The sequence below is a fragment of the Marisediminitalea sp. genome, assembly GCF_984433645.1.
The window spans coordinates 1-26566 of sequence record NZ_CFIDRX010000024.1 but is presented as its reverse complement, the minus strand read 5'-3'; the positions used below and the strand labels follow the sequence as shown (position 1 = coordinate 26566).

At 47.5% G+C, this 26566-nt stretch carries 24 protein-coding genes; 16 read left to right on the top strand and 8 right to left on the bottom strand.

Annotated features, from left to right (window positions below; all coding sequences use genetic code 11):
* Positions 1 to 301: hypothetical protein (locus AC4MRN_RS05305; RefSeq protein WP_491202695.1), on the bottom strand; the 301-nt coding region annotated here is incomplete at its 3' end.
* A 34-nt stretch (positions 302 to 335) separates the two neighbouring features.
* Positions 336 to 491 carry a YgjP-like metallopeptidase domain-containing protein gene (locus AC4MRN_RS05300; protein ID WP_491202694.1) on the bottom strand — a complete coding sequence of 52 codons (156 nt, stop codon included), beginning with the start codon at positions 489 to 491 and terminating at the stop codon, positions 336 to 338.
* Between the two features lie 279 nt (positions 492 to 770).
* On the opposite strand from AC4MRN_RS05300, the gene AC4MRN_RS05295 reads away from it, so the two are divergent.
* Entirely contained in the window at positions 771 to 1172 is a 402-nt protein-coding gene (locus AC4MRN_RS05295) for a hypothetical protein (protein WP_491202693.1), read from the top strand.
* A 2-nt stretch (positions 1173 to 1174) separates the two neighbouring features.
* Positions 1175 to 1384, top strand: coding sequence for a hypothetical protein (locus tag AC4MRN_RS05290; RefSeq protein WP_491202692.1), 210 nt, complete (start codon positions 1175 to 1177; stop codon positions 1382 to 1384).
* Between the two features lie 159 nt (positions 1385 to 1543).
* On the opposite strand, the gene AC4MRN_RS05285 is transcribed toward AC4MRN_RS05290, so the two are convergent.
* Positions 1544 to 3019, bottom strand: coding sequence for a glycoside hydrolase family 11 protein (locus AC4MRN_RS05285; protein WP_491202691.1), 1476 nt, complete (start codon positions 3017 to 3019; stop codon positions 1544 to 1546).
* A gap of 394 nt (positions 3020 to 3413) precedes the next feature.
* Positions 3414 to 4238: a sensor histidine kinase gene (locus AC4MRN_RS05280; protein WP_491202690.1), complete on the bottom strand. Its 825-nt coding sequence runs from the start codon at positions 4236 to 4238 to the stop codon at positions 3414 to 3416.
* 194 nt (positions 4239 to 4432) lie between these two features.
* Here AC4MRN_RS05280 and AC4MRN_RS05275 point away from each other — a divergent pair, with 194 nt between their 5' ends.
* The 3 genes from AC4MRN_RS05275 (at position 4433) to AC4MRN_RS05265 (ending at position 6952) form a co-directional block, all read left to right on the top strand.
* On the top strand, positions 4433 to 5680 hold the full coding sequence (locus AC4MRN_RS05275) for a hypothetical protein (RefSeq protein ID WP_491202689.1): 1248 nt from the start codon (positions 4433 to 4435) through the stop codon (positions 5678 to 5680).
* Positions 5677 to 6456: a transglutaminase-like domain-containing protein gene (locus tag AC4MRN_RS05270; protein ID WP_491202688.1), complete on the top strand. Its 780-nt coding sequence runs from the start codon at positions 5677 to 5679 to the stop codon at positions 6454 to 6456. The genes AC4MRN_RS05275 and AC4MRN_RS05270 overlap by 4 nt, the downstream gene beginning before the upstream one ends.
* Positions 6457 to 6550: 94 nt before the next feature.
* Positions 6551 to 6952, top strand: coding sequence for a VOC family protein (locus AC4MRN_RS05265; protein WP_491202687.1), 402 nt, complete (start codon positions 6551 to 6553; stop codon positions 6950 to 6952).
* A gap of 19 nt (positions 6953 to 6971) precedes the next feature.
* Here the strand turns inward: AC4MRN_RS05265 and AC4MRN_RS05260 are convergent, their stop codons facing one another.
* Complete coding sequence (locus AC4MRN_RS05260; RefSeq protein WP_073319663.1) at positions 6972 to 7451, bottom strand: acyl-CoA thioesterase; 480 nt, start codon at positions 7449 to 7451, stop codon at positions 6972 to 6974.
* Between the two features lie 265 nt (positions 7452 to 7716).
* Here AC4MRN_RS05260 and AC4MRN_RS05255 point away from each other — a divergent pair, with 265 nt between their 5' ends.
* The 6 genes from AC4MRN_RS05255 (at position 7717) to AC4MRN_RS05230 (ending at position 17247) form a co-directional block, all read left to right on the top strand.
* The gene (locus tag AC4MRN_RS05255) at positions 7717 to 8241 is read left to right on the top strand and encodes a protein tyrosine phosphatase family protein (protein WP_084526263.1); all 525 of its coding nucleotides are present in this window, start codon (positions 7717 to 7719) and stop codon (positions 8239 to 8241) included.
* A gap of 660 nt (positions 8242 to 8901) precedes the next feature.
* Positions 8902 to 10581, top strand: coding sequence for a methyl-accepting chemotaxis protein (locus AC4MRN_RS05250; RefSeq protein ID WP_491055371.1), 1680 nt, complete (start codon positions 8902 to 8904; stop codon positions 10579 to 10581).
* A gap of 174 nt (positions 10582 to 10755) precedes the next feature.
* On the top strand, positions 10756 to 12648 hold the full coding sequence (locus tag AC4MRN_RS05245; RefSeq protein WP_491202686.1) for a M1 family metallopeptidase: 1893 nt from the start codon (positions 10756 to 10758) through the stop codon (positions 12646 to 12648).
* 163 nt (positions 12649 to 12811) lie between these two features.
* Positions 12812 to 13759, top strand: a complete 948-nt coding sequence (locus AC4MRN_RS05240; RefSeq protein ID WP_073319653.1) for an alpha/beta hydrolase — start codon at positions 12812 to 12814, stop codon at positions 13757 to 13759.
* Positions 13760 to 13917: 158 nt separating this feature from the next.
* Positions 13918 to 14535 (top strand): hypothetical protein, encoded by a 618-nt coding sequence (locus AC4MRN_RS05235; protein WP_217653452.1) that lies wholly within the window; start codon positions 13918 to 13920, stop codon positions 14533 to 14535.
* 144 nt (positions 14536 to 14679) lie between these two features.
* Positions 14680 to 17247 (top strand): M1 family metallopeptidase, encoded by a 2568-nt coding sequence (locus tag AC4MRN_RS05230; protein WP_073319647.1) that lies wholly within the window; start codon positions 14680 to 14682, stop codon positions 17245 to 17247.
* A gap of 112 nt (positions 17248 to 17359) precedes the next feature.
* Here the strand turns inward: AC4MRN_RS05230 and AC4MRN_RS05225 are convergent, their stop codons facing one another.
* Positions 17360 to 17611 (bottom strand): DUF2798 domain-containing protein, encoded by a 252-nt coding sequence (locus AC4MRN_RS05225; protein WP_073319644.1) that lies wholly within the window; start codon positions 17609 to 17611, stop codon positions 17360 to 17362.
* Between the two features lie 109 nt (positions 17612 to 17720).
* Here AC4MRN_RS05225 and AC4MRN_RS05220 point away from each other — a divergent pair, with 109 nt between their 5' ends.
* On the top strand, positions 17721 to 18602 hold the full coding sequence (locus AC4MRN_RS05220) for a LysR family transcriptional regulator (RefSeq protein ID WP_073319641.1): 882 nt from the start codon (positions 17721 to 17723) through the stop codon (positions 18600 to 18602).
* Between the two features lie 57 nt (positions 18603 to 18659).
* Here the strand turns inward: AC4MRN_RS05220 and nhaA are convergent, their stop codons facing one another.
* A complete protein-coding gene (gene nhaA / locus AC4MRN_RS05215; RefSeq protein WP_491202685.1) occupies positions 18660 to 19856 on the bottom strand; it encodes a Na+/H+ antiporter NhaA in 1197 nt (398 codons plus the stop codon).
* A gap of 134 nt (positions 19857 to 19990) precedes the next feature.
* On the opposite strand from nhaA, the gene AC4MRN_RS05210 reads away from it, so the two are divergent.
* Positions 19991 to 22231, top strand: coding sequence for a putative bifunctional diguanylate cyclase/phosphodiesterase (locus tag AC4MRN_RS05210; protein WP_073319635.1), 2241 nt, complete (start codon positions 19991 to 19993; stop codon positions 22229 to 22231).
* On the opposite strand, the gene AC4MRN_RS05205 is transcribed toward AC4MRN_RS05210, so the two are convergent.
* Positions 22228 to 24525 (bottom strand): acyl-CoA dehydrogenase, encoded by a 2298-nt coding sequence (locus AC4MRN_RS05205; RefSeq protein ID WP_491202684.1) that lies wholly within the window; start codon positions 24523 to 24525, stop codon positions 22228 to 22230. The two genes, AC4MRN_RS05210 and AC4MRN_RS05205, sit on opposite strands and share 4 nt — an antisense overlap.
* Positions 24526 to 24810: 285 nt before the next feature.
* Here AC4MRN_RS05205 and AC4MRN_RS05200 point away from each other — a divergent pair, with 285 nt between their 5' ends.
* The 3 genes from AC4MRN_RS05200 to AC4MRN_RS05190 form a co-directional block, all read left to right on the top strand.
* A complete protein-coding gene (locus AC4MRN_RS05200; protein ID WP_073319629.1) occupies positions 24811 to 25356 on the top strand; it encodes a hypothetical protein in 546 nt (181 codons plus the stop codon).
* Between the two features lie 80 nt (positions 25357 to 25436).
* A complete protein-coding gene (gene upp / locus AC4MRN_RS05195) occupies positions 25437 to 26066 on the top strand; it encodes a uracil phosphoribosyltransferase (protein ID WP_073319626.1) in 630 nt (209 codons plus the stop codon).
* Between the two features lie 230 nt (positions 26067 to 26296).
* Positions 26297 to 26566, top strand: a 270-nt coding sequence (locus AC4MRN_RS05190) for a LacI family DNA-binding transcriptional regulator (protein ID WP_491202683.1), incomplete at its 3' end; no start/stop codon positions are given.

Genomic DNA, 26566 nt, shown 5'->3' with positions numbered 1-26566 from the left:
CAACTTTATCTTTCAGTGAATTCCAAGTGGCCCCCTTTGCGTCAGCAATTTCTGGCGTTCGACCTATAAATGTTTTAGGACCAAATTCATTGTATAGCATTTCATTTTCAGTAAGGATTGATAGAATAGGGCCATAAAACTCTTCACGTAACTTTTTTGTAGAATCCATAGCTTTGATTTTACTCTGATATTTTGCCGTAACCCATGCAGAGAAGAAAGCAACTGCTAATCCAGAGATGATCGATACTATTAGCGCAATAATGGAAATAATATTAGAAGTGTTAAAGCTGTCAGGTTCCAATTCAACCTCCTTTAAAAGTGGATTTCATAGTGTGTTAATAACTCCAATCTTCGTAAGCCAGAGGCAAGCTATTAAGTAAGTCTCTGCGTTCACGCCAGTTAGGCATATGCTTGTCCATGAGAGAGCGGAATCTGTCATTGTGGTGGCGCTCTAGTAAATGAACTAATTCGTGAGCAAGTATGAACTCCATACACTATGCCACTACAGCCATAACTCATGGTAGTTAAAAACGATTTAAAACAATACTAAAAGCATGGAGGTAATCCTGAGTTTTTTCATAAAAAACTGTTGTTGACTTTTTGAGCAACTCATGTGACGATATTGGCTGGCTACTGAGTAAAGCCTGTCAGTCCATGCAAATATTTTTCGAGATAGCTCAGTTCAAATCAAATTTAGCATAAGCCCGTAAGGCACAATGTGTTTGACTCAAGTGGACATCATTTAATGCATTGTAAGATACGGAGGCGTTATGCCATCGATAACTAATACATTTATTAACAAACTTAAAAAGCAAGCAAAATTAGTTTGTAAAAACTCATCTCAAACTTTAACGCAAGTGCAAGACGAAATAGCCCGTGAATATGGGTATTTGAATTGGCGAACACTAGTCTCGCATGAAGGTCGTGGTGCGATATTAGTTGCCGAAGCTGAAGATTGGTTTAGGGAAAATTATACTCAATCAGTTAATCACTCAAGAATATATCCTTCTATCGAAGAGCCTAGCGATATCTTTGATGTCATTGCTTCTAACTTTGACTTTGCATTGAATTATGAAGACGGTGGAAGAATGGCAGAAATGGCAGAAAATCTTGCTCTTGAAGACTCTTGGATATCAGAAGAGTTTCTGGATAAAGCATATGGAGGTGAGTAGTTATGAATACATCTAGTTTTCCAGAAGATAAAGCCCTAATAGAAGAAGATTTACCAAAGGTCATAACCAATTTTAACGGCTATGGTCATTCAAACTCTGCAAATTGGGAGCATGATGATACTGGTAGTTTAAATAATTACTCTGGCTGTGCTGATATGATGTACTCAGCAGATGCTGAGCACTCAGGTTGGGAAGAAGGTTACGATTACTAAATATCGTAAATTAACCAACTTAATTACATGTACGCACATAACTGCTAGTCGTGAACTAAGCCAATGACTTACTAAACCAAGACGATGTACTTTAAGAGGCGAACCCATATGTGGTTCGCCTTTTTCGTTTATATGTACACAGTTTGTGAATTCGCCTGATTAGTTACAGCTGTTACTAAAACAGGCATTGGTATCGCCAAATCCGATGACACCGTTACAGTGCATGGTTTCGGCGTAGCTGCCGCCGCCACATTGTCCGTTGGCATAGTTCGCCGTGTTGTATTCCATGTCTTCTGCCTCGCGGATTTCTCCGTTTACGAATACATAGTCAACAACGACGTCTCTGCCTGAGGCATCGTTATCATATTGAACCTGTAAATTACCGGATGCACTGCCTGAATAGGTGTAGTCAGCCATTGTTGATGACAGTGTCCAGTCGGCTACCACATTACCGTCTATCACCAGGTTGATATGCTCGCTACCGGTTACCCCTTGAGCTCTTACCGTGATGGTATCGTTGCCACTATTTCCGCCCGGTGATGCCGATGCACAATTACCGCTAAAGCATGCGCCTGTGCCGCCAAAGCCGATAACACCATTGCAGTGCATGGTTTCAGAGTAGCTGCCACCACCGCATTCACCATTTCCGTAGGTTGCCGTGTTGTATTCCATGGACTCAGCTTCGCGAGTTTCGCCGTTTACATACACACTGTCTAAGATGACATCCGCACCCGAAGTGTCGTTGTCGTATTCGACTTGCACGTCCCCGGCAGCATTGCCGGAATACACGTAGGACGATGTTGTGGTAGTCAGCGTCCAATCGGCTACTACATTGCCATCGATTAACAAATTGATATGTTCAGTACCGGTGACACCTCTTGCGTTTACTACAATATCCGTTGAAGAGGGAGAGCCTGTGCCGCCTGTAGAGCCGCCGCCCGAGTTACCGCCGCCCGAATTCGCACTGCCTTCACTTACCGTAATATCTGAGCTACCGCTACTTTGATAACCTTCAGTGGCCATAACCATGTAGTTAAATGTACCCAGGTTTAGCCCGACACTGGCCCAGGCATCGAAGTGATTGCCGGTGGTAATTGTGCCGCTTATATTGCCGTAGCCTTTGATAGGTTGGCGAACGCTGAAGTACTGATAAAAGGTCTGTGTACCTTCAATACTGGGTTGCTGTACGCGCTGACAACGCCGGATTTTATAGGTCGCGCCATCACTTTGGAATGTGCCGTAATCCACCCCGCCAGCGCAGGAAGACGGATCGTAAGAGCCATAGCTTTCGATGATGTAATACTCAACGAGCGGGTTCTGACTCCAACCGTATAACGCTAAATAGGAGTTTTGAGAACTGTCTACACCATAGTAGCCGGAATAGTTAACGGTTTTTCTTCCTCCGGGGTTCCAGCCTTTACCGCCTACCCAGTTGTTGGTGCTGCTATTCCATTGAGACTGGTAGCGTCCGCCGGGTTGCAAAGTGAAGTTGGCATTGCCGCTGTCTTTCCAGAATGAGTAGTAGAACCCATCGTGAGTGCCGGTTTCATTTTCGTATAGTGTTTGTGCCGTGACGCCTAAACTGCAGGTGAGCAATGAAAGTCCCATTGCCAAGCGTTTTGATTTTGTGCCCATTTTTGTTTCCTTTTAACTTTGTTTGTGCCATTCAAAGATGTGTAAAGGTGTGCTGCCAGACATCATTGCCGCCACTCAGAGAGGCAGGATGAGACCGCAACAAGGGCCGATACTAGGTGATCCGGTCGTGATCTCTAGCAATAAACAACATTTCATAATGTTTAATTCTTATTTCGAAAATGTTAATTAAATTAACAATTTGGTGGTTTTGATACAGTGGTACAGGTAGAAAAGTATCTGGTAATTGGGGAGCTGTTGTTTAAGTCAAAAAGAGGGGCCTGCAGTGCGCGGTACAACGCTATCGCGACGATGAGTTGGAGTACAACGCCAGGCCATTATCACTCTGTGAAAACAGGTGCTTGAGTTGCTGGTGGTAATCACTTGGTAATCGCTACTACTCAGTAGACTCTTCCATAATATTATGTAGTTTAAATGACACACTAAAGCCTTTACCTGGCGCGCTTTCATAATTTATATCGCTGTGAAGCACCGCTTTAACCATGTTGTACACAATGCTTAAACCCAGACCGGCATTGCCTGCACCGCGTTTGGTGGTATAGAAAGGTTCAAACAGTTTCTTTAGTTCGTCTTCTTCAACGCCTTTGCCATTGTCGGTAAATGAAAGCTGATAGCCGTCACCGGCGGGCGCAACGCTAATGGTGATCTCGCACTGTTTCTGGCCAGGCGCAAAGGCATGAATAATAACATTCGAAGTAAGCGCAGCCAGAATTTGAAGAATGACCGTTGGGTAGGTGGATACATTAACGTTAGGGGGGATTCGGGTGTTGAATGTAATGATCGAGTTATTCGAAGTGGCATTATACGTTTGCACAAATTCGGCCACTAATTCAGCTAAATCAACGGTTTCTAACTTTGACGCCTCGTCGGTGTTTTTCACTGCTACGCGCTTAAAACTCGATAGTAACCTAGACGCCCTCTGCATGTTTTTCAGCATGCTCGATGTCAGGTCCTGGGCCGTATTGAGGAATTCGTCAAACTGATTCGCATCTAACTTACCGTCATCGAAGTCCCGACGTACTTCAGCTAACAGCTCTATAAGTAATGAGCAGTTACCAATGTTTACGCCCAGTGGTGTATTTATTTCATGAGAAACACCGGCAACCAACCCGCCCATCGCGGCCATTTTTTCTGATTCAATCAGCTTTTCCTGCTCCGATGGATCTATCTGAGACACGTGCGGTACTTGTGCTTTTTTCATTTACCCTCAGCTCGATGTTTTCTGCCACCCCAGGCGCTGTGCAGAAGCGCGTAGTGAAGTTGGGTCATTAGACTTCACTATTGAGTATAGACGATGATTTGTTGAGCGCTGGCCTCGCATTTATTTTAAATAGTCAAAGTCTTTACAAATGCGTATGCTAGACGGTCAGGAAATAACTATTCAAAGGGACGAATATGAAGTCTGCTGTTTTAAACTCGCTGAAATCACTTGGTATTGCGGGGAGTTTCGCTGTTGTTGCGCCATTTGCCAATGCGGTGGATTTAATCGATTTGGGAGATTTCCCTGCGTGGTTTACCGACGCGATGGCCAGAGAAGTCACCGTTGCAAACACCAGTGATTTTGAGCTCACCGCATTAAGTGCAAAAGGTAAAGTGCCTGGCGCGTTGTCGTTAGAAGAGCAAGAAGAAGGGTATTGGTACTACAACATCAATATTGGTACCGGCTCGCCAGTTGAATGTTATGTATTTACTGAATTTGACGGCCCTGCTAATTCCCTGAACGCCATTATCAAGCACAACCTGCAAGGTGCTGAAGCACTTAACGGCAAGAGTCTATCGGGTCAGTTCAACTATGCCATTGACAGTGGGCTAACTGGCGCTACACCTTATTTGCAACTCGATACGTTATACATGCTCGGAGAGGGCGCAGAAAAAGTATCCGGTGTCATTAAGGCCATGTCTGCGCAAACCGAACAAAGCCTGCAAATTTGTACCCACAACGAAATTGGCTATCGCGCGACATTCCGTTCAGTGTTCGACGCGTTTGTTGAGGCTTTTGCTCAACCTCACAATACCGCTACATTTTTTAGCCCGGTTTATCGGGTTTCAATAAATGGCATGCCCGTTGGTTTTAGCCGTGAAGTATTCAGTGTCGACAGTGACGGTGACGTTGGTATTGAAAATTACAGCGCTTATATTTTCCCCGTTGATACCAGTTCTGTTGCCACTTCTGACAACGTTTCCACCTCCTGGAGTCGGGCCGACGGTTCGTTAATTAATGCGAATCAATATGCGATTGAAAACAGTACCCTGGCGTCTAGATATGCCATTAGCTACAACGAAGATGCCTGGTATGTTGAAGGCGAACTGCAAGGCAAAGCGGTTAGCGGCAAGCTAGACTACAACAGTTGGCTATTGTCTGGTCTTGGCAGCTACCTGGAAACAGAAATACTGAAGCAATCAGATAAGTCCTCTGCGACATTCCACATGTGGGCACCAGACGCCGATCCTCTCAGTGCGCTGGAAGTGAATTTAAGCAAAATCGACAGTCCGAACGCCAATTTCAAACTGGACATGGGCGCATTAGTGATGGAATTCCAGGCCAAAGAACACGGTATTTTTGAGCAAGGCACATTGTCCAGAGGTGCTTTGAAAATGCAGATGGAGCTTATTTATCTGCATGGTAAACCGGTGCTGCCGTGAGGTGGCTGGTTTCGTTATGGGTGCTGCTCTGGCATGTTCCGGTCAGCGCCGATACTGCGCCGTTAATGGCTTCAATTTCGGTTGAACTCGACGCAGAGCAGTCTTTGCCTTTACAGAATAGTATTCAGGCGACGCTGGTCACCTCTGAAGCGACTAAATTAAAAGCGGCGTTGAAGGCGTGGGAAGGCATAGACATCCTGCAGGCAACGGCGACTGAGTTGACCCTTACCATTACACAGCGGCCGGTTTACAACGGTAGCGTAGAAACTGCCTTTTTAGCCGATAGCTTTGTTATCGATATTAACGAACCCAGCACCAAGCAGTTTGCCAGTGAGTTTATGCATTGGGTGGCACAGCCCTGGAAATTGTCAGATCTTACGGAGTACGTTAATCAATACATCGACCAGCCAAGCTATATTCACGGATTTAATTTTGCGTCTGTGGTAGCCACTCAACGCAGCGGTGATTGCACTGAATACGCAGCACTCACGACAGCCCTGGCTCGATCACTTGGTTTGCCGGCACGGCTGGTTGTTGGCACGGTCATTGTCGAGGAATCAACGTCAATACAGGCATTTGGGCACGCGTGGACGGAAGTGTATTACGAGAATACCTGGCAAATCATTGACGCCGCCTTGTTGCAATCGACAGCGCTCAAACATTTTTATTTGCCTGCATCAGCACTGACAAACGAAGGGCCAGGGTACGCTATGGCCTTGGTACATTCCGTAGGGTTAATGCCTGAAAAAATCGTGGCGGTAAGTAATGCCAGGTAAGGCCAGGCTTATGTCTGGTTTTTTCCTGGTGAGAGTAAATTGCGGCAAAGCGGTTTTATTCAGCTATACCTAAACACAACGCATGGAGAATATGATGGCTAAAGTAACCGGTATTGGTGGCGTATTTTTTAAAAGTAAGCACAACGATCGCGAGTTGGCCAAGTGGTATAGCGAGCACCTTGGTTTTAAATTAGAGGATTTTGGTGGTGCTATTCTTAACTGGGCGGAAGATACGGCGAACGACAACGGGTTAACGGTATGGCACGTTGCGGCGAAGGAGTCAGAGTGGTTTTCACCCAGTCAGTCGCCGTTTATGATCAATTATCGGGTCGACGATTTAGACGAGCTGCTTGCGCAGTTGCAGAGTAAAGGCGTAGATATTGAAGCCGGTCCAGAGTCACATGAAAACGGCAAATTCGCCTGGATCATGGACCCGGAAGGCAACAAAATTGAGTTGTGGCAACCTCAGGCCTGGCAGGACAAACCAAGCGAATAACCGCAACTTTGCGGCGCGGTTAGTGGCTGTGATTTAAAGACTGCTCAAAGTCGTTGTCCAGTTGCTTGGCAAAATTCTTTGCATGCATCGCCACTAACTCCAGTTGAAAGTCCTCTTCAGTTTGCGGCGTATACATGGGCACTGCCGCTGCTTCGCCATGCTCATTTACGGCCATAAACGAAATAAAACACCGGTTAGTGATCCACTGTTCGTTGACCTTTGGCTCAATGGCTTTTACAACAACGTAGATATGCATACTCGATCTGCCGGTATGCACAACACTGGCGTCGAGCCGCACCATCTGTCCGACTTTGATTGGGCGAATAAAGCGAATGCCATTTGCTGAAATGGTAATGCAGTATTTGCCACTCCATTGAGCTGCACAGGCATAAGCGGCCTGATCAATCCATTTCATCACCATACCTCCGTGCACATTGCCGCCAAAGTTAATATCTGTTGGCTCGGCGAGAAATTGAAATGTTAGATGTGAACTAAGCATAGGAGGCACCTTCTTACTGCATATTGGTTAAAGTATAGTCAATATCGTTAACATTGCCTGTGCAGTGGAACGTCCTGTGATTCTGCAGTTACTGGTTTAAAACAAAGGTGACGCGGTATTTTGGGGTGAGTGTTCACGTAAGATAAGATGAGAACAAGGTTTTCTTCGTTGGCCGGCTCCTGAATCTTTACTGTTATTTGTCTACACTAAAGCTAATTCAAGACTAACGAAGCGATAACGAGAAAATCAAAAGGATCTGACGTCAATGAAATACATGTATGTACTGTTTCTGGGAGCCTGTTTGGCGGTAATGGCGTTGAACGCGCCAGCGAAGTTAAATCAAAACGAACTCAATGTGAGTGGCCTTAAAAATTTCCAAATCAATAGCGAAACAATGGTCAGTGCGGGTTTGCCCGACAATACGCACCTGGAAGTGTTGGCGAAAAGCGGCGTAAATCGTGTTGTCGATTTAATTCCAGGAGATCGCCAGGCGGAGCGGCAAATCGCAGAGTCGCTGGGCATGCAGTACCACAACATTTCCGTTGATTGGCACAATCCGACGCTTGCGGACTTTGAGCGCTACACAGACATAATGAATGAAGCCAAAGACAATGGTGAAGTGGTTCTCACACATTGCAAATTGAACTGGCGAGGCTCAGCGTTTACTTATTTGTACCGCGTTACTCAACTCAATGAAGACGAAGCAACTGCACGCGCCGACATGGAAGCGATTTGGACACCCAATGAGACCTGGCGCGATTTTATAGAGAAGGTCAAAACGGCCAACTAAGCCGATTTGTTAACTTGTATGTGAGTATCTGTCTAAAATTATTAAGCAATTTAAGAAATCTTAAAATTTTAGATACAGATCAAAATTTATTTATTTTTTGCTGCTAAACTTTGAGGTGACCCTACAAATAGTGCTTCCGAATGTTGTACGAGAAACACGTAACGCCGCGGAGACATGTTATGTCCTTAAGTGCTTTTCCTACATCAAAAAAAATCGCAACACAGGCAGATTCAGCCCTCAATGTAGACAGAGGGCATCTTTGGTTACATTGCTTCAGAACCTGCAAAGAATGCAAGGAGCTTTCCTCAGACCTCACCCAATATGTGTTCAGAGACGGTAGTTCACTTGTACTGGATTCCAGTCATGATTTTCCAGTACCCGTTGATAGAACCACGCTGATCAGACAACTCCAGAATAGACGAAGTTACTAGGTTAAATTCGTATCATTCGAAAGCCCTGTAGTTCAATTGAACGCAGGGCTTTTTCATATAAAACAAAGAAGTAGAGTTATCTTTTTTTGTTTCTGTTTTGTCCAAACTGTTAAGTTGTTCAGTTCGTGCGGTTTTTCCCTCGGTTTATCCTCTTTTTTTTGCAAAAAGCCTGTAAGAGTCCATACTTAGCCTAGTTGTTATGTATTTGTTAAGTAACAGGAGTAAGAAGGTGGCACTCTCCATAAAACAAAAATTATTGTTACTGTCGTTGGTACCCGTTGTGGTGCTGGGGGTTGTGTTAACAGCCTTCACTGTTTTTCAGGTAAATCAATTGGCTGAAAATCGCCTGGATAGCAGCAGAACGCTGCTTGTTGATGATCGTGAACACGAAGCTAAATCATTGGTAGAAATTGCGGTTAGTTTAGTGAAGCCTATCTATGAAAATGGCGGCTCCAGAGACGAAGCCGTTGCCTTGCTAAGCCGTTTTTCTTACGGTGAGTCCGGCTACTTTTTTGGCTACGACAATAACGGTATACGCGTATTCAACGGGAGCAATCCGGCGGGTATTGGCAACAGTTATTGGGATCTGAAAGACAGCAACGGTACTTATCTCATTCGCGAGTTGGTTAAGGCCGGTAAGCTGAATAAATTCGCCGAAGGCGGTAATTATGTGACTTATTACTTCCCGAAACCTGGCGATACTAAGCCTTATCCCAAGCTGTCGTATTCTGCGTATTTTCCCAATTGGGACCTGATGATTGGTACCGGTTTCTACATTGACGAAGTTGAGCGGCATCTTGCGGGCATAGAAGAAGACGTATACTCCACACGAAATGGGCTGGTTACGCTGCTGGTATTGACTTGCGTGGTGTTAGTGGCGGTGGTCTTTTTTGTTGGGCTACTGGTTAGACGCAGCATTAGCAAGCCATTGGATCAGATCACCAGCTCAATCAAGCTATTGTCTGAAGGTAATGGTGATCTTACCCGTAAGGTCAAAGTCGATGATCAGTTCGAGATTGGCTTACTGGCTAAATATGTCAATCAGTTGCTCGGCAATTTGCATAGTATGATGTGCATGATCCGCGATGTGACCCAGGATATTAAGGCGGAGACGGGTAAGCTGGATGAACGAGCGGCGCGATTAGACCGAATTGCAGCGGAACAACAAGGTAATACCGACCAGATTGCGGCCGCGATTACTGAGCTGTCAGCTTCTTCGATGAACGTGACCCAAAATGCAGATGCTGCTGCCGATGCGGCACAGGAAGCCGAGCAGCAAGGCAATATTGCCGACAAGACGGTATGGGAAAGCGTCAGCAGTATGAATGAACTGGTAGATGAAATTAGTCGGGCCAGTGAGGTGGTGAAACGCGTTGGTGGTGACGTCGATGCTATTGTTAACCTACTGCAGGTTATCGAGAATATCGCTGAGCAGACCAACTTACTGGCGTTGAACGCGGCAATAGAGGCTGCCCGGGCAGGGGAGCAGGGTCGCGGATTTGCTGTTGTTGCTGACGAAGTACGTAGCCTGGCAAGTAAAACACAGTCCAGTACTGAACAAATTCAGGATATGATACAGCGGTTACAAAGTGGCTCACAATCTGCGCTTACCACCATGGAAGCCAGTATTTCCAAGAGTCAGGAAACGCAACACCGGGTTGAAGCTACCAGGGAAGCATTACTGGCCATCGCTAAAGCTACACAGACCATTAATCAGATGAACGCAGAAATTGCGTCTGCTGCGCAGGAACAAAGTCAGGTATCTGGCGATATCAGTGTACGCGTAAACGAAGTCAATGAGCAAACGAGTCAGCTTGCGCATTCATCGGCCGAGAACAAAGACGCCTGCGACGTTATGAACGACAAAACGCGCCATTTGGAATCTCTGGTTGGTCAGTTCCGTTTGTAACGCACTCACTCGTTAGTTAATAGTTACCCACAGCGCCTTTTGTTTGAAAGGCGCTTTTATTTTGCGCGTTTAAAAATGCTGTGGGCACAATAAAAAACATGATGGTTTAATGCCGTCTTGCCGCCATTTTATGGCATCATGTTGTGAAATAATAATCACAACAGACGACATACCATGAAAAAGTTTTTAAGTTCTGTCGCAATGGCGGTAGCTGTTGCAGCTTGCTCTCCTCAGAGCGTTACACCTGAATCTTCTACTTCTTCTTCCGATGCAGCTGCGCCTGCGATGGCAGAAATCAAATCTGGCGTAGACTATCATTCGCTGTCAAATCCTGGAGAGATGAAAGTCACTCACCTGGATTTGGATTTAACCGCAGACTTCGACGCAAAGCGGTTAAAAGGCAGCGTGACTCTCACATTTGACAAGCTTGCCGCGGATGCCAGCGAGCTAGTGTTAGATACTCGGGATCTGAATATTCAGTCGGTTTCTGCCAACGGCGAAAGCCTCGCTTTTACGCTGGACGAGGTGGATCCTGAACTGGGTGCTGCTCTGCGTATTCAGGTGCCGGAAGGTATTAATCAGGTCACGGTTTCTTACCAGACCTCTCCACAAGCGTCGGGCGTGCAATGGTTAACGCCTGCGCAAACGGCCGGAAAGCAACATCCTTTCCTGTTTACTCAGGCGCAAGCCGTGCATGCACGAAGCTTTATACCGCTGCAGGATTCTCCTCAGGTGCGCGTAACCTATACGGCTAAAATAAAAACGCCTGAAGAGCTGCTGGCAGTGATGAGCGCTTCGAACGACCCGGACACGCCGAGAGACGGCGAGTATGACTTTACTATGCCACAGCCAATTCCGTCTTATCTGATTGCCCTGGCGATTGGTGATTTACAGTTCAAAGCGATGGGAGAAAGAACCGGCGTTTACGCCGAGCCAGCGTTACTGGATGCCGCCGCCGAGGAGTTTGAAGATACCGAAAGTATGCTCGAAGTCACGGAGCAGACCTACGGTGCGTACAGCTGGGATCGCTATGATTTATTAATTCTACCGCCATCGTTTCCGTTTGGAGGCATGGAAAACCCCCGCCTGTCTTTCATAACGCCTACCGTGATAGCCGGCGACAAGAGCCTGGTATCGCTTATTGCCCATGAACTGGCGCACAGCTGGTCGGGTAATACGGTCACCAATGCCACCTGGCGCGATCTGTGGCTGAACGAAGGGTTCACCACGTATCTCACTTATCGCATCATGGAAATGGTGTACGGCCACGACCGTTATCGCAAAGAAGCGGTACTGGGCTATCAGGATCTGACAGACGATGTGGCAGCACTACCAGAAAACGATGAGATTCTGGCGATTGATTTACGCGGACGGAACCCGGACGACGTATTTTCAAATATCCCCTACGAAAAGGGCGCACTGTTTCTGAGAGAGTTAGAGCAGAAAGTCGGCAGAGCAGAGTTCGATAAATTCCTGGTGAATTATTTTCAGCATTTCGCGTTTAAGAGTATTACCACTGACGAGTTTGTTGCATACCTCGATAAAACACTGTTAGCCGATTACGCAGACAAGCTCGACAAAGCCCGCATTCAGGAATGGATTTTTACCCCGGGCATTCCTGCCGGTGCGCCAGTACCTACATCGGACGCGTTTGAACTTATCGATCAGGCAAGAAGTCACTTTTTAGCGGGAGAGGTACCAGCCAGCAGTATTAATACGCAAAGCTGGACAGTGCACGAGTGGCTGTACTTCCTGAACAATATGCCGGAAGCATTAACTGATGCACAGTTGGCTGCGCTGGATAAAGCCTTTAATTTAACTCAGTCTTCCAACAATGAAATTGCGCATAGTTGGTTGATGATCGCGGTGAAGAATAACTATGAGCCAGCCTACGAGCGGTTGTATAGCTATCTGGTATCGATTGGCCGTAACAAGCTGGTGAAACCACTGTATCAGGCGTTATCGCAAACCGCAGAGGGCAAAGCATTTGCTAAAAAAGCATTTGAAGAAGCCAAGCCGGGTTATCACCCGCTTACGGTAAAAGCAAACGAAGGCTTCGTGGAATAGCCATTCGGGCATCAACCTAAAAGGCTCAAGCAACTTAAAACGACCGGCATTTGCCGGTCGTTTTACATCTGAACCAACGAAGCTGGTGGCTGCTATATTCGTTGTGCGTTAACGTTATCCGGTGTTATGGTCTTTGTTTACAGGAACTTAACAAGGGAATTTTATGCGTTCGTGGTTAACATCTGTGTCTTGCTGTCTGCGTCTGGCAGTGATTTCGTTACTGTTACTGGCATTTCAAACCAATGCTGAGGTGTCTGTTAAACCGGTGCAGCTTTACAAAGACGGCATACCCGGCGCCATAGTGTCAGATAACCCCGGAGTGATTCATCGGGAAAGCCCGGGTGATAAATTTGTTGCCGCTGTGTCTAAACCGTCTCTGACGGCATATTTACCCGAGCAACAACATGCGTTGTCGCCCGCCGTTATTATTTGCCCGGGTGGCGGCTATTTTGGTTTATCTACAATCAAAGAAGGCGAGGATGTTGCCCGCCGGTTTGCGTCCAATGGCATCGCAGCCTTTGTGTTGCACTACCGTATGCCCAAACCTTCCACTATGGAAGTCACCTATGAAGGCCCCCTTCAGGATGTGCAACAAGCCCTTTTTACCGTGCGAGAACAAGCTAAATCGTTCTCTGTAGATCCTGACAACATTGGTGTAATGGGTTTTTCAGCGGGTGGGCATTTAGCCGCCAGTGCGGCAACCCAGTTTGCGAAACCGGTATTGAAACAGCACATAAACTCAGTAAAGCCGGCATTTCAGATATTGATTTATCCGGTGATCAGTATGACTGCGGAGTTAACCCATGAAGGCTCGCGAAACCTGCTTATTGGTGAGCCCGCGGACACGCCGGAATACACCGGCCTTATCACTCGGTTTTCCAATGAACTGAACGTGACGGCTGACTCGCCACCGGCGTATCTTGTTCACGCCACAGACGATACTGTTGTGATAGTGGAAAACGCGCTGCACTACTTTGATGCCTTGCGGACAAAAGACGTCAGCGTACAAATGTTAATTGTGCCGGATGGCGGTCACGGATTTGGTATGCGCCACCGCGTAGACTGGTTCGCCAACGTCATTGACTGGGTAAAGTACCTTTCTAATAAGTAAGTCATTGTAAAGGTTGTTTAAAGGAGTGAAACACTCAATAGATGCGCACTCTATAGCGTATTCTCGTTGTGATATTGAGTGTTTCTACTGTGATAATTTCCCACAAATACCGTTTTATTTTCATAAAAACACGCAAGACTGCCGGCACGAGCATAGAAGTGCTTTTATCGTCTTTGTGTGACGACAGGGATGTATGTACACCCATTTACCCGCCAGAGCTTGGGCATGTGGCCCGCAACTACAAAGGGCGCTGGCCACTATCAGCCGAGCTATCCCGGCAACGAACCGGGTATAACGTTAAATCGGCGACAGATTGGATAAAAGGACGACGCTTTCGAAATCATTCCGGTGCTCAGGATGTAAAGCACCGCGTGGGCGCTGACATTTGGCGGTCTTACACCACATTTTGCGTCGATCGCAATCCCTGGGACAAAACGCTGTCACATTTTCATATGTGTTTGCGGGGGTCTAATCCACCGGGTAGCTTCACGGATTATCTGGCCAATACGGCACTTTGTTTGAATTACCCGCTGTATTCTGACGAACAAGGACAGGTTATGGTTGACCGCGTGCTGCGGTATGAGAACCTGAATGCAGAGCTGTTTGAGTTGCTCAGCGAATTGGGAGTGCCATGCGCGGGAGCGCGTTTAGTTAACGCCAAAGGCAATTATCGCAAGGACCGTCGGCACTATCGGGAAATCTACAGCCAGCAGCAGCGCCAGCATATTGAACGGGCCTTTGCCCCTGAAATTGCACTGTTGGGTTACCAGTTTTAGACGAATTACCTGTATTTCGGTTCAGTTTACACAGCACAACAGTTCGTTACACTTTATTCTGTCACGCTAAATGGGAGTAAGTGGTATTATTCCCACCTCAATAAAAACCAAAACACGTTCATCTTTCGACAGTGGAGACAAATAATGAAACGACTATTGGCGTGGGCCAGTTGTGTGCTTTTGTTGCTTGCAACAAACGCAATGGCCAGGGACGTTGAGTATCGTTTGCCATCGGGCATTCAGCCAACTTTTCAAAAAATCCATTTAAATATCGACCCTGATACCCCTGAATACAGCGGTGTCACCATCATCGATATTGACATTACCAAGCCTACCCAGCGCGTCGGCTTCTACCAGTTGGATTTACAGGTAGACAGTGCGGAATTGGTCCAGAACCAAAGAATTACCCCGTTAGCTATTGAAAAGGGCGACTACGATATTAACTGGGGTTATGCGACCCGCGAGATACCCGTTGGTACTTATTCCCTTAAGATTCATTTTCATGGCAAGGTGAACACCTCTTCTGATGGCATGTACCTGTCCAGTTTTGAAAATAAAAACTATATTTTCACGCAGTTTGAAGACATGCATGCCCGTCGTGCTTTCCCAAGCTTCGACGAGCCAAATTTCAAAATTCCTTACCAAATGACCATTACTTCGCCTGAGAAACAGGTGGTGGTATCGAATACGCCGGTGGAAAAACATGAAGTGAAAGACGGTATGCAAACCGTAACGTTCATGAAAACCAAGCCAATGCCAACGTATCTGATTGCGTATACAGTCGGCCCATTTGACAGCGTTGAACTGACAGGCCTGAAAGTGCCGGGTAAGATTTACGTGCCAAAAGGCTATGCAGACAAAACCAAATTTGTCGTAAAACACACACCAGAAATTTTAACGGCGCTGGAAGACTTCTTCGGTATTGAATATCCCTACCGCAAACTGGATTTCGTTGCAGTTCCAAACTTTACCCACGGCGCAATGGAAAACGCGGGCTTAATTACCTACCGTGACAGCCTGCTGTTGTTGGAAGATGAGCCGGGTTTAGCAGAGCGCTCAGGCCCTCTGAATGTCATTGCCCACGAGCTTGCTCACCAATGGTACGGCAACCTGGTTACCATGGCATGGTGGGATGACCTGTGGCTGAATGAAGCCTTTGCATCCTGGATGGCAAGTTATGTCATGATGGAATTGTACCCGGAGCTAAATTTCCGCGACCGTATTATTCAGGAAGGCGCGTTTGGTGCCGATGCCAGCCCAACCGTAAAACCCGTCAAGAAAGTGGTGAAGAGTCAGCCAGACGTAATGGACGGGCTGGGTCTGAACTATTCGAAGGGCGAATCTATTCTGCAAATGATCGAATCGCTGATCGGGACAGACAACTTCCGTACAGGTATCCGTGCTTACATGAAAAAGCACGCATGGGGCAACACTCAGGCCGACGACTTGTGGGCTGCGCTGGACAAAGTTTCGGACTTTAATCTGAGCGCCATGATGAAAGCGTATCTGGAACAGCCAGGGTATCCGCTTATTGAAGTTGCGTCAGATGGTTCGGTTTCGCAACAGCGTTATCACTATGCTGGTGCTAAAGTTGACGCGCAAAACTGGGCGGTGCCGCTGAATATCAGCTACAAAAAAGACGGCAAAATTTCTCGTGAAATCGTGTTTGTCGACAAATCGTCAACCCGTTTACCGCAGCTAGCAGAGGCTGACTGGGTATTCCCTAACGACAATGCGACAGGCTATTTCCGTTGGTCGATTCCGGAAAGCCAGTTAGACAACCTGTTAGCCGACCTGAACGTGCTGAACAACCGTGAAAAGAAAAACGTGTTGTACAACATGCAGGCGCTGTTAAATGGCGGCAAAGTGGGTATCGACAGTGTAATGAAAGTACTGAACGCCTTAGCACAGGACGATGACCCTGTTGTTATTCGTGCGTCGGTAGGCACGCTGAGCGAGTTCCTTTACCTGGTAAATGACGACAACGAAGAGGCGTTTGCCAAGTTATTGAATGACAAATACATGCCATTACTGGACAAGCTAACACTGACTCAGGGTGACAACGATGAAGAGAGTGTGATTCGTCTGAGAAATCAACTGTATTCTTTGTTGGGTCACCACAGCCAAAATGCCTCGTTGATTGAAAAGAGTGAAGCACTGGCAAAACAGTATGTTGCAGACACAACAAGCGTACCAAGTGGTATAGCCCGCACTGCACTCAGTGTTACCACTGAACAGGACGGTAAAACTGCCTGGTTCGATACTATTCTGAAAACATTCCGTGCGAGCCAACTGCCAAATGTTAAGAATACGCTGTTGTATTCAATGAGCTTTGACGATGAAGCAACGGTGAATAAGCTGCTTGATTTAGCACTGGGTGATGACGTAACGCCTGCCAATACTGTGTATATGGTCGTAACGGTTGCACGTAACCTGGAAGATCAAACGCCACTGTATACCTGGTTAAAAGCCAACACCGATGCACTCGTTGCAAAAATGCCGGCTTATCACGTATCGCGTATGCCTGAGTTTGTGTCTACTACCTGTGACGCTGATAATCTGGCAAAGGCCATCGCGTTCTACGGCCCGCTGAAAGACCAGTTTGAAGGCATGGCGCGTAGTTATGACATCATGATGGATGAATCGAATCAGTGCTTACGGTTGAAAGATACCTACCAGTCTGACTTTGACGCCTTTCTTGCGGCGCAGTAACGCCACCTTACAATAAACAACAAAAGGCACCGCTTGGTGCCTTTTTTGTGTCTGAAACTTAGCGGTGTCGCGCCGTTAAGGGTGCGCGACACAGCTGAGTGCTAAGCGTTTTTTACTCTACTTCAATGTCTGCTTCGGCTGGATTTACCATCATCAGGTCGACGAGTCGTTTCACTACGGGTGAAACCAGCAGTATTGTCGGCAGTGCAATGGAAAAGGTCATCGGCCAGGTTGTTAGCCAGCGAGTGATAGTGCCTGCGTTGGCGCCCACATTAATGAGCAACACCGCTAAAGACATAATCCCCGACATGAATAACGCCATCATGAAGGAGAAGACTAATTGCGTGTATCGTCTATGGATCATCGATTGTTCTCCTGTAATTCGTTTAAATAAGCAACAGTACCTAGTATATTCGATTGCGTTAATGTTAAATATGTCTTATCTGATAATTTAAAATTGCAAAAATGAAATCATGCTTGATGACATCGCCTTGTTTGTAGAAGTGGTTAACCGAGGTAGCCTGGCCGCCGGCGCTAAACAGGTAAAGTTACCCGCCGCCACGGTCACCAGACGCATTCAGCGTTTAGAAGCGCAGCTGGGTGTAAAGTTAATGCATCGCTCTGCAAGAAAGTTGGTGCTTACACATGACGGAGAGGTTTATTTTCAAACCTATGCCGAGTTAGTTCAGCAGTTTAATCAGGCGCAACAGGTGTTGAGTCAGGAGAATCAACAGCTGGCAGGAAAAGTGAAGGTGCTGGCGCCGGTCAATATCTCACACGGGATTCTAAGAGCAATGTGGGTGTCGTTTACTAACGAATACCCGGATATCCAATTGGATCTTGAACTCAGTAACCACCAGATGGACCTGATAGAATCCCAGGCTGATTTGGCTATTCGAATTGGAAAGCAGCCCGACTCCTCTTTTTATCAACGCCGCCTGGGCGAGCTGGAAACGGTATTGATTGCCACGCCAGCGTATTTGAAAGCGCATGGGGAACCATCTCATCCATCAGAATTGGTTGAACACAATCTGATAGGAATTTCCATGCGTAAAAAATGGGTGTTACACAATCACGTAAACAGCCAGAACTTCACGCTTTACCCGCAGTGTCGCGCGCAAATCAATGATCCGGTTTTTGTGAAGTATTTTGTATTGGACTCCCAAGGTATCGCACTGGTACCTCTAACAGAAGTGAAAAACGAACTCGACAACGGTGAAGCCGTTCGTATTCTGCCAGATTGGAAAGGCGAAGTGCGGGACATCTTCCTGATCTGGCCAGGTGGAAAACTGCTGTCAAAACGGGCGCAATGTCTGCGGGACTATATTTTTGACTACATGAATAAATCGCTTTAGCAACGGGACACACTTGTTCGCGTGTCCCAACGAATTGTTGCGTTAAAAGCCCGTTGATTAATTGCGTACCTGCTGTTGTCCGACCCAATAGAGCACTGCATACCCAAGCAGAGCAGAGAGCCCTGAGCCGGCCAGAATTCCAACGCGTTCATCGAAAATAGAGTTAACTCCTGTTTGTTCAAACGCTAATCCGCCAATAAATAAGCTCATCGTGAAGCCCACACCGCAAAGAACAGCGCAGCCATACAGGTGGCGGAAATTCAGGTCCTCTGGCAGGGTGGCAAGCCGCATTTTGACGACCAGCCAACAACACAGGAATACGCCAACCTGTTTACCCACTACCAGGCCCAGAAATATACCCCAAGTCACCGGATGTAAAATGCCTTCAGGGCTAATGTTTGAAAAGCTGATACCGGCGTTAGCCAGGGCGAAAATAGGCAGTATTGCAAAACTAACCGCCGAGTTTAGTTCGTGTTCAAGCCGGATCACCGGAGAATCGAGGGGATCCGTTGGGTTGCGCATGGGGATAAAAGCCGCTAACAGAACGCCTGCAAGCGTGGCATGTACCCCGGATTTTAGCAGTGCGACCCACAGTACAACGCCAACAATGATATACCCGGGCAGATCAACAACGCGTCGGCGATTCATTAACCACAGAACGGCAAAACACGCCGCGGCAATCATGAGCGCAACTTCTGTAATGTTGTCGGTGTAAAACAGCGCAATGATCACAATGGCACCGATATCATCAATAATGGCCAGCGTGACCAGGAAGACTTTTAAACTGGCCGGTACCCGACTGCCCAATAAAGCCATAATCCCAAGCGCGAAGGCAATATCGGTAGCAGCAGGGATGGCCCAGCCTGACATGGCAGTGGGATTACCCCAGTTAATGGCCACGTAGATCAGGGCAGGAAACACCATGCCGCCAACGGCACCGCTGGCTGGCAGGATTAAATTTCGCGGGTTAGACAGTTCGCCTTCGCATAGTTCACGCTTTAGCTCCAGCCCGACGTGAAAGAAGAAAACAGCCATTAAGCCATCGTTTATCCATAGCAGTAGCGGCTTGTCGATACGAAAGTCCCCGGCAGCGACTATCACGGGAAGCGAGATGAGTTGATCGTAATACACATCAAGCGGGGAGTTGGCGATGATAAGGGCAAGGGCAGTGGCCGCCATTAGAATAATGCCGGCAGACGATTCTCTTTTTAAAAAATTCTCAACGACTTCAGAAAGCTCGGTGATTTTATCCATAACGCACCTCCTTTTTATTCGCATTCATGCTAATTGTAATAGCTACTGCTAATTTGTTCAGGTAGTTCATCTTAATTTGAAAGTTTCCTTGTAAAGACAAGGTCTTCACTTAGAGACAACGAGGCACGCACATCATGAATGAAACGCACTTAGCCACAAAAACCAGACGGACCTATATTGTAATAACCTTGCTCGGCAGCCTGCTGGCATTGAGCGTGTACGCACTTGCACAATCAGTGCAGGAGACGGCCATGCGATTTATGTCTCATGACCTGGCGCTTTACAGTGAGACCCAACAGGTGGGTCGACTGCTTAGCGAACAAGAACGTATCCTGTACGAATACTACGCCACGACCGAGCCGGCACTGTATACCGACAACTACATGCACAACTTTCATCAGCTCACCAGCTTACTGACTACGGTGAGTAACGACGGTGGCGATAGCCATGCCATTGGGATGGTGAACGCGTACTTGTTGTCGGCCTATGACACGGCCAAAGCGTTGGATGAAAATCTGGCGGCGGATTTCACCGACTGGGATCTTGCCCGTGAACAGTTAGCGGAGATCAGTGAATTGCGCAGAGCCTCTTTACCTTTGCTAACGGAAATCGAGGCCGAGATTAATGCATCAGTGGCACACGGCTACGACAATATTCGTGACTTACTGTCGGTTACCGTGTGGTTGGTTATTGTCTTTTCTGTGGGCGTTGGGGGGATGAGCATTTACCTTGGACGACATGCCGCCCGGTTTATCCTGCTCAGCTCAGAGAACGAAAAGCTGGCTTTGTTTCCCAAGCGTAACCCCAATCCGGTAATTCGCCTGGATGCAAAAGGACACCTGCTTTATGCCAATCCCGCCGCAACACCGCTCCTGGGTGAGCTATTCGAGAACCATGAGGCGGAAGCGACATTGCCCGCCAACTGGCTAAATAACTATCTGAAATCCGCTAAGTATGCCGGCGATGCCTGTTCGCAGCACACGCGAACAATTGCTCATCGGCATTACCTGATGCAAAGCCATTGGATTGCGGACCATCAAACCTTTGACTTACACCTGAGGGATATTACTGAGCGTCAGGAAGCGGAGGATGCACTGGCGTTTCAGGCATATCATCACCCTGTGACGAATATTGGTAATCGCACGTTTCTTGAAAAAGTGGTAAACGATCACCTACAGCAGCAACGCGGGTTTGCGGCCATCATGATCGATGTGACTGATTTTAAGGTGCTCAGTGAAAACTACGGGTTGGCCGATGCGTTGTTGTGTGTTTATCAGGTTGGTGAAGTGCTACAGGCCAGAACCACCGCATTGGCGAACAACTTATCGAACACGATCCAACTGTTTCACATCGCCGATGCGTGCTTTATGTTACTAGTTGCGCCCGACACCCTGGCGACAAAGTGCATAGACCATCTGGCTAAACAGTTTACCCAGGCCTTGCACACGCCAATTGGCGATATGCGGTTTCATTTAACGTTTGGATGCACGGTATACCCTGCGCAAAGTGCGGATTACGCCAGTATTATGTTGCATTCTAATATTGCCGTTGAGTCGGCAATTTCGGCCAGCAAACAGGTCCACTATTTTAGTAATGACGACGGTGACCGACACCAGCGCCGCCTGATGATCACGCAAAGGCTGGAGAAAGCCATCGACGACGGCGCGCTGACGCTGTATTTCCAACCCAAACAACACCTTGCTGAAGGGCAGGTAAAAAGCTGTGAGAGCCTGCTGCGTTGGTTTGATGATGGCACCTTTATCTCGCCTGCTGAATTCATACCGATTGCAGAGCGCAGTGGTCTTATTTTACCGCTGGGCGAATGGGTGCTGGACCAGGCATTTGATCAGGTGCGCAGATGGCATCAACAAGGGAAAGGCATCCAAATTGCCATCAATATTTCGCCGCGTCAGTTTATGCAGCCCGATTTTGTGCAGGGCATCGCACGCCGACTTGACAGTTACGGCGTGCCGCCATCCCTCATAGAACTCGAATTGACCGAAACCTCGGTAATGGAAACCGGTGCAGCTGCCCGTCAGGTGCTGGTGGCATTGCGTGAATTAGGCGTGAGTCTGTCAATTGACGACTTTGGAACCGGCTATTCGTCGCTGGCCTATTTGAGCGGTTTCCCGGTCGATAAAATCAAGATTGATCGCTCATTCGTGCAGTATATGGACGAACAGCCCGAGCAGCAGGCCATTGTATTAACCATTTGTCAGCTTGCGAAAAACCTCGGCTTGTCGGTTATTGCTGAAGGGGTGGAAACCGAGGCGCAGCGCGAATTACTGGCCTCGTTCGGATGTGACTATATTCAAGGGTACTGGCTGGCAAAACCGATGCCAGCCAATGAGGTGGAACAATTGTTTGTGGGTTAGGCGTTGACGACTGAGTCTAACGAGAAGTCGAATTCGTCTACGTTAATAACGCGCATGCGAAGCGCATCTGCCTGGGCTACCTGGTCTGCTTCAGATTCAGACAGTACACCGGCTGCCAGTGCGGCTTCGCGAAGTTGGAAAATGCTGCCTTTGCGAGGCAGGGTTTTCGCTTGCTGAGCAGCCCGCACCTTTTTCATCAGCGGCGTCAGGTTATCGATTGCCGTCATTGCGTCATTCAGTACACGCACGGCATCGTCTTCTTCACGCCCAACGTAACACAGTGGCGTGAGGTTGTTTCTGAATGCATCGTCGGTACAAAGCGTTGTGGCTAACTGGGTTTTAACGCCATCGTTAACTTCGGTGAAGCTGGTTCCCCACGGGAATAGTAGGCGTTTAAGCAACACGCCGACAACCGGATTAGAAATGTGGCGACAGAAACCTTTCAGTGCGGCTTCACAATTTACCAGGCTCTCGCGGATCAGAAAGTCAACTAAAGGCTGTTGTTGTGGGTTGGCGCCAGTCGCATAGAAGTGTTTGAGTACGGCACTCGCCATATACAGTTCACTTAATACATCTCCCAGGCGGGCCGACAGCATTTCACGGCGTTTCAGTTCACCACCCAGCATCAGCATGGCGATATCTGAGCAGAATGCCAGAGCTTTACTGATTCGGTGGATTTGCTGCATGTGTCGCTTGTTGGCATCCTGTTTGGTTACACGGACAAAACGCGCACCGGTGAGCCCGCCGAAGAATGCTGCAAATGCATTACCCACGGCAAATTTAACGTGCTTAAACAGCAAGGGTTCAAATTGATTTAAGCCTGTCTGGAAGTCAGGCTCTGCGGCAGCCATCATTTCTTCAAACACATAAGGGTGACAGCGTGTCGCACCCTGACCAAATATCATCAGGTTGCGGGTAAGAATGTTAGCGCCTTCTACGGTGATCGAGACAGGAAGTGCCGTGTACAGGGAAGCCAGGTAGTTATTCGGTCCCATCTGGATACCCTTACCACCGTGGATATCCATGGCGATATTGATGCTTTCACGAGCCAGCTCCGTCATGTGATATTTTGCAATGGCAGTTACAACGCCGGGCTTCTGACCGAGGTCGATTCCCCCTGCGGTTAAACGTCGAATCGCTTCTGCTTTATAGGCATTGGCTGCCAGTTGGGCCAGACCGTCCTGAACACCTTCAAACTCATACAAAGAGCAACCAAACTGTTGGCGGATAGCGCTGTAAATTGCGGTCGTCTGCGCGCTAAGGTGTGCATTACCTGCAGACAGAGCGGGCAATGAAATGCCGCGGCCTGCAGATAAACACTCAATCAGCATGCGCCAGCCTTTACCTGCGTAGTCTTTGCCACCAATGATCCAATCCAGTGGAATGAACACATCTTTACCGCGGGTTGTGCCGTTCATAAATGCCTGCTCAAGCGGCAGGTGACGGTTACCCACTTCAACGCCGGCATGGCTGGTTGGAATAAGCGCGCAGGTAATGCCAATGTGTTTGTTGTCACCCAGTAAGCCATCCGGATCCTGAAGTTTGAACGCCAGGCCCAGCACTGTAGCAACAGGGGCGAGTGTGATGTAACGTTTTTCCCAGTTCAGGCGAATACCCAACGTCTCTTTGCCTTCGAACTCACCCAGAGTGACAATGCCTGTGTCCGGAATTCCCCCAGCGTCAGAGCCCGCCTCTGGCCCGGTTAAGGCAAAGCAGGGAATGTCCTGGCCACTGGCCAGGCGAGGCAACCAGTAGTCTTTTTGTTGCTCTGTACCATAGTGGCTGAGCAGTTCGCCGGGACCCAAGGAGTTGGGTACCATCACCGTCACGCCGGCACTCAGTGAACGACTGGCAATCTTAGATACAATGGTTGAATTCGCGAGTGCTGAGAATGCCTTACCGCCGTACTCTTTAGGAATAATCAGCGAGAAAAAGCCTTTTTCACGCATGTATTGCCAGGCTGCATCACTGAAATCTTTACGGTTGTGTACCGCATCAAAATCATCGATCAGCGACATGAGCTCGGTCACTTCATTGTCAATGAAGTCCTGCTCTTCTGCCGTCAGCTCTGGCAGCGCAAGGTCGTATAGCTTTTGCCAATCGGGCTGACCTTTAAACAAGTCCGCTTCTAACCACACAGAACCCGCTTCCATGGCTTCGCGTTCTGTTTGACTGAGTGGCGGTAACACGCGCTTAAACAGTTTAAAAGCAGGGCCGGTTATCCATTGCTGACGCAATGAGGTTGACCGAAATACATAGACTACGGCAACAATAACGATTATCCAGAAGAGCATTGAGGTTCCTTAATGTGTAGGCGTACTGCAGTTTGATTTAAAAAATCAAACAAGTGTTTTAATTTGGCCAAATTTAAACACTTGTTTTAATTTGGGTCAATACTTTGCGGGTGGGAAATTTTTTCAATCGGGCCAGCAAATACTGACCTCGCTGGCAGCAAAGTGCTGCTTAATAACACACACAAAATGAAAAAATCTAAATAAAATCAGTTGGCTAAAATTATGGCGTGGGGCTTGAATGTAATAGCGTAGAGTTCAATGATTGAGATGTCGAAGGAGTTTAAGATGACAACCCAACATCCTATTCGTACAGAGTTAGCGGGGGCCGATAATACCCAGCTGGCGTCAATTTTTACCGAACAGGAACAAGCAAAACAGACGATCAGTGAAGTGATTCGCCAAACCTCTTTAGCGCCTGAGCAAATTACGGTTATCAGTCCTAATGATCCGAACTTCAATCGCAAACTGGAAGGCGAGAGTAAAGAACTGGGTAAAATGATGTGGTACTCGCATCTTATTCTCGGTGGTGCCGGATTGTTGATCGGGATGATTGTGGCGTATGTGTTAGTAGAGTTCGGACCTGCACTTACGCAGAACAATCCACTGTTCACCTATATTGCAATGATCAGCCCGGGTATTTTTATTGGTTTATTTGTTGCCGGATTACTGAGTTTGCGCCCTGACCGCACTGAAATTATCGATGTGGTGCGAGAAGCGGTGCGAAACAAACGTTATGCTGTGATTGTGAATCTTCGGAAAGGCCAGCCAGTCGACACAATTCGAGAGCTATTTTCGCGGCATAGCGACCGGGTAATCGCCGCTATTCAGTAACTGCTCGTCGCTGACTTTTCCTGAGCGGGGCTCTAAGGTATATTTGTGCGCATGCCCCGTTATTAAAGGACTGATTGATTATGGCCATTCACGAAATTCAACATCCACTGATTCAACACAAAATTGGCTTAATGCGGGAAGCGCAAATAAGCAGTAAGGATTTTCGCGAGTTGGCGGGTGAAATCGGCAATCTGCTAACCTACGAAGCGACACGCGCACTGCCTACTGAAACCGTAGAGATCAGTGGCTGGACGGGTAAACCGTTAAAAGTGCAGAGCATTAAAGGGAAGAAAATTACCATTGTGCCGATTCTTCGCGCCGGTTTAGGTATGTTGGATGGTGTATTGAAACTGATCCCGAATGCGAAAATCAGCGTGGTTGGGCTGTACCGTGATGAAACCTCATTGCAGCCGGTTGCGTATTTTGACAAAGTCGTGAAGAACATCGACAAGCGCACGGCGCTGATTGTTGATCCTATGCTGGCAACGGGCGGTACGCTTATCGCTACCATCGATTTGCTGAAAGCAAAAGGCTGTAAGAAAATCATGGGGTTATTTCTTGTTGCTGCGCCAGAAGGCATTGATGCTGTTGTTGCTGCGCACCCTGACGTAGACATTTATACCGCTGCTATTGATGACCGTTTAAATGAAAAAGGGTACATCCTGCCTGGTTTGGGAGATGCCGGCGACAAAATCTTCGGTACCCGTTAATTGGCAACTTAACGGCTAACTTACTGTTCTTAATCTTGTTTTATTATTAACCAATTGCAACCGCTTTCAAAATCAAAAAAGTTAAACGATTTAGCTTTTTAAGATGTTGTTTTATGCTAATATTTTTTTAAAAATAAGTTAAACTTAAATTGATTAAGAAGGTCTACTCTTTGATTGCCTTTTGCACACAGTAGGCGTAAATACACAATTACAAGAACAGTACACTTGCTATGAAGAAGCTCACGCTAAAAGATGTCGCCAAAGAGTTAGGCGTGTCTACTGCTACAATTTCGAATGCGTTTAACCGCCCGGATCAACTATCAGCGGCGAAGCGCACGGAAATCCTCGAAGCCTGCAAGAAAATCGGCTATACCGGCCCGAATCGCGCCGCTCAAATCCTGCGTAAGGGACAATCAAACATTGTTGCTCTGGTGCTGGCAGACAGCCTCGACTACATGGTAACCGACCCGGTTGCCAATACCTTTATTCAGGGCGTTTCG